Source organism: uncultured Campylobacter sp. (genome assembly GCF_938045535.1).
Classification (GTDB): Bacteria; Campylobacterota; Campylobacteria; order Campylobacterales; family Campylobacteraceae; genus Campylobacter_B.
This window is the reverse complement of sequence record NZ_CALIMQ010000271.1, coordinates 1-4,528: the sequence shown is the minus strand read 5'-3', so window position 1 is coordinate 4,528 and position 4,528 is coordinate 1. Positions and strand designations below refer to the sequence as shown.

Genomic DNA, 4,528 nt, shown 5'->3' with positions numbered 1-4,528 from the left:
GCAGCGACGGCACCTCGCTTGCCTCCAAGTTCGACCCCTCCAAGCGCACGCTAAAGATTGGGGCAACGACAAGCCGTTCGTGCTGTTTTTCTATACCAGCAGCCGAATTTAGAAATTCTGAAATTTTAAAATTTAGATAAAATTCTACGATTTGGAATTTTGATAAAATTCCGTAACTACCAGCTTCCGCTAGCACCGCCTCCGCCGAAACTTCCGCCGCCTCCACTGAAGCCGCCTCCGCTAAAACCTCCACTTCCTCCAAATTTGCCAAAATCCCCGGATGAGCCGCCTCTCATGCGCGATGAGCGCGCGATTTCGCTTATGATGTCCGCGCTCGAGATTATATCCTCGTCACTTCTTCTGCGACGCGTCACGCGGCGGCTTAGTATCGCAAAAAGCAAGACTGCAAAAAGTACCATAAAGATCGCAAAGTCCTTGTTGCTCGGATCCTGCTGCGCGTTGGCGTTAAGGGGATCAAATTTTATATCGCCGCCTTCGATCGTGCTGATGATTGCCGAAATCCCGCTAATGACGCCACTTTCGTAATCTCCCTGCCTAAAATAGGGCAGAATTTTATTGCTGATGATGCGTTTGGCGCGCATATCGGTTAGCACGCCCTCTAGCCCGTATCCGACCTCGATACGCACTTTATGCTCGTGCGGAGCGACGAGCAGCAGTACGCCGTTGTCGCGCCCTTTTTGCCCGATACCAAGAGCGCGCGCCTGCTCTACGCCGATTTCCTCGATAGAGTAGCCGCCGAGCGATTTTAGGCTTATGAACATGATCTGGTTTGTGGAATTTTTATCGAAAGTCATTAAAATTTCATTCAGACTCTCTCTCGCGGCTGGGCGTAAAATGCCAGCCTCATCGATTACAGCGGTGCCGTTTGGATGGGCCAGATACTCGCTAGGTGCGGCGACGCTTATTGCAAATAGCGCCATTATGGCAAAAGCAAATCTCCAAGCCACTCTCATTGCAGCTCCACCAAGGTCTCTTCTATCTCGTTGTTTTCGCTATCTTTAGGCACTCGCATGGCTAGCTCGCACAGCGCGTCCATCGCCTTTAAAACGGCAGGCTCAAGACCTTGCGTGCTGGGGTTAAATTCTGTCGTGATACGTTCAAACTCACCCTTAGAGATAAACTCCGCCGCTTGCGCGCCGCAGATGATATGAGCGCAGCGCTCGCGGACGCAGACACAAAACATTATCGCTTCTTTTACGCTGCCATAACGCTTGTAAAATTTTTGCATCGCAAACTCGCCCGAGAGCCGAAGTCTGCGAGATTTAGGCGTGATTAGAGTTAAAAGCGTGGGGCATTTAGCTAGCAGAGCTTTAATCGCAATGAAGCTAAGCGCTACGATCTGCAGTAGCTCAGCTTTGCTTATTTGCGGCACGAAGCACAGAACGATGCCGATCGCAAACGCCGTCACTGCCGCCGCGCTATAGCTAGCTTCGCAGTCCTCGCTTGCTTCGCGCGCGACCACGCAGACGATCTGCGCACCGCTTGCAGCTTCGGCTTTCGTGATTAGCTCGTGGATTCTTTGCTTACACTGCTCGCTTAGCATTTGCCGCCTTTAGCGTTATTTAAACGAGATGCTAGGGGCTTTTTGACTTGAGCTATCAGCGCTAAAACTAGGTTTGGCGCCGCCTAGTCCTACAATGCGCGCGATGATGTTTGTAGGGAAGGTTCTAATTAGCTTGTTGTATTCCTGCACCGAGGCGATGTAGTCCTTGCGCGCTACGGCGATGCGATTTTCCGTGCCTTCGAGCTGATTTTGCAAGTCGGCGAAATTCTGATTTGCCTTAAGATCCGGGTAGCGCTCGACTACCAGCATCAAGCGCGATAGGGCCGAGCTAAGCTCACCTTGGGCGCCGTTAAATTTTGCAAACGCCTCCGGATCTTGCGCTAAACTTTCTGCATTGATATTGACAGCGGTTGCCTTAGCGCGGGCATTTATGACGCCTTCTAAGGTATCTTTTTCATGGCTAGCGTAGCCCTTGACGGTTTCTACGAAATTTGGAATCAAATCGGCGCGGCGCTGATATTGGTTTTGCACTTGGCTCCACGCGGCCTTAACTTCTTCATCTTTGCTTACGAGTTTATTGTAAACCGGCACTGCAAATATCGCAAACGCAATCGCCGCAATCACTAAGACGATTAGAGCTTTGATTAAGATATGAAGCCCTCCTTTTTGGCGCAGATACTCTCGGTTCTGCTTCTGCCTTCCTCTTTTAAGGCAGTGAGAGCCGCTCCCAACTCATATGGAAGACAATCTGCTTCGGTACTAGCCCAATCATAAAGTTCCGTGGCCAGCTCTCGAATTATCCGCCTAGCGGATCGCTGATGTGCGGCTACGGTTGGGGTAGCAACTACAAAATCCATGGTTACAGCCTTGAGAAGATTAACCTGATGCCAGGTCATCGACTTCATTTTAACGAGTGGCCCGTCGGGCCAGTCCGTTGCCGGAGACTCGAGGACTTGAAAGCAATCGCTCGTGACGAGACCACTGAGGAAGTTCGAGGTTCTTTTGGCTTCTTGGTATTCAAGCGTTGGACGACTCGCTGCTGTCGACTTTTCTTCGATTACTCTCAATTGTTCTTGGAGCCATTCAACAGCGTTGTCGTAGTCCTTTTTCTTAAAATACTCGGGATTCTTAGCTGCAAGTCGTTCGCGCGTTGTATCGTACCAGGTATTTCCAAGTGAGTCCGGATTTGGCGAAGTATGTTTTTTGTCCCAGGTTGTATATTCCTGTGTCAATTGTTTTATGTCCATTAGACCCGACGTTGCAAAATCTTCGAAGTCGTGAACCACATAGGCAATGTCGTCGGCGCAGTCCATTACCGACGCTTCGCAGCTTTGCGTATGCTGCAAATTTCCATCACGAAAAGCCTGTGGCATCCAGCTTCTAGCGAGTTTGAGAAGTTGTGCTTCGCTGGAGTATGCGCCATACTTTGTCCAGTAGCGATATAATTTCGCGTCTTTTTTTGATTCCTCTCGCCTTCTGCCAATTTCTTCGATGAATAGGTCGATTTTATCTGGTGATGGAAGCGGGGCAATGTCAAGATTGCTACCCCGAGTCCACGGATACTTAAGAACCGCTGAAAGAGTTCCGAGCCGAAGTTTCAAGCCGGGGTAGTGAGGATGCCAGCGAGCAAGTCGTGTTAGGATACGAAAGGTTTGAGCATTTCCTTCAAATCCGTCTTCTAGGCCGTGAGTCGCTCCCCAGGAGTCGAGTTCTGTCTCTCCGACATGGCCAAAAGGAGGGTGACCTAGATCGTGGGCTAGTGCCGCCGTTGCCACCATATCGAGGTCCAAACCTCCATGATTGGCTATGCGATGTTTAATTTCCTCATTCTGTGTATTAATTAGATTTGATCCGATTGACCACGCTGTTAATGCAACCTTTTCCGAGTGCGTCAAACGCGTATGTAGTGGTGACTCCTCACCATCGGGAGAAATTACTTGTGTAACACCCGCCAGTCGTCGCCAGGCCGATGTGTAGTAGATCTTGTCGTGATCGCGACGAGCACCTCTTCGGGAGTCTGCTGAATCCCCTTGGCGACGGGCACTTTCCACATATGGCTCTGAATTATTCGTATGAAGAACACTGTACTTTTTTTCTCGACAGTCTTTGTCTGTAGGTAGGATGGCTACATTTATCGAATCGAGAGCCAGTTCGGTTGCTTCAACTTCAGAATCGGACATCAATACCGCCTCATCTTTCTGTCGATTTAACTCATCGTGACCGGAAACTTCTTAAAAAGCCTCAATAATTCAGCGAAAATATACTCCAACCTCGAAATGATCTTGGTCGGTGAGCCAAGATGGGTTCCGACGCAGTGAAAAAGTAGAGTTGGATACGAGTCGGTTACGCATCGAATTTGGGTATTATGCCGCTAGCAGCCCTTTTTAAGCCCTCAATGGCTGTGTGGTTCGGTAGGCTACTCTAGGGATAAGGTGGCACCAAAAGCAGCTTTTAGCCACCGCAAACAGGCAAGGGGATGTAATCGATTCGGCCTCGCACTCTCGTTAGCGCGAGCCGAAACATTTTCTCACTGCCCGTAAGAAAATTCGAGACCGACATCGGGTACGCTAGCGTCTCCTGCGTAGTTTACCCAATGTGTTAAGATGTGTGCCAGTATTCTAGCCCGCTTAATCGCAGAAAGGCAGGCAAACCTAATAGTTAGGCTCCAACAAGTTGACCTTCGTGAGTCAATTCAACCATGCTCTCGATATGATCCGTATAAACGCCTTTTGCGTCGACAATAGCAAGAAATGCATCCGGCACTGGAACTGCGTACTCCTTAGCCATCTTATCTACGAGGGTTAGTAGACTAGCCTTCCCCCCTAACGCCTGGAGTGCCTTTACGGCGTTTTCTTCGTAGAGCTTGTGCTCGCACATTGTCGTGACTCCTTGCTGATGTTCTGGGTTCATATCACCTCCCTTATCTAATTTAGATACTAGAATTATTTTAACACTCTTGCGGGAGGGTGAACAAGAGCATTTCCTTACTGATGGATGCTGGAA

General features: G+C 49.5%; 6 protein-coding genes. All 6 read right to left on the bottom strand.

Going from position 1 to position 4,528, the window contains the following annotated elements; genetic code table 11:
* Positions 1–226, bottom strand: a 226-nt coding sequence (locus tag Q0095_RS08485) for a hypothetical protein (RefSeq protein WP_297883114.1), incomplete at its 3' end; no start/stop codon positions are given.
* Positions 177–974 carry a YgcG family protein gene (locus Q0095_RS08480; protein WP_297883112.1) on the bottom strand — a complete coding sequence of 266 codons (798 nt, stop codon included), beginning with the start codon at positions 972–974 and terminating at the stop codon, positions 177–179. The genes Q0095_RS08485 and Q0095_RS08480, both read right to left, overlap by 50 nt.
* On the bottom strand, positions 971–1,564 hold the full coding sequence (locus Q0095_RS08475; protein ID WP_297883110.1) for a hypothetical protein: 594 nt from the start codon (positions 1,562–1,564) through the stop codon (positions 971–973). Before Q0095_RS08475 ends, Q0095_RS08480 begins: the two co-directional genes overlap by 4 nt.
* Positions 1,565–1,579: 15 nt before the next feature.
* Positions 1,580–2,149: a LemA family protein gene (locus tag Q0095_RS08470; RefSeq protein WP_297883108.1), complete on the bottom strand. Its 570-nt coding sequence runs from the start codon at positions 2,147–2,149 to the stop codon at positions 1,580–1,582.
* A 20-nt stretch (positions 2,150–2,169) separates the two neighbouring features.
* Positions 2,170–3,705 (bottom strand): dGTP triphosphohydrolase, encoded by a 1,536-nt coding sequence (gene dgt, locus Q0095_RS08465; protein ID WP_297883106.1) that lies wholly within the window; start codon positions 3,703–3,705, stop codon positions 2,170–2,172.
* Between the two features lie 478 nt (positions 3,706–4,183).
* Positions 4,184–4,528, bottom strand: a 345-nt coding sequence (locus tag Q0095_RS08460) for a hypothetical protein (protein ID WP_297883104.1), incomplete at its 5' end; no start/stop codon positions are given.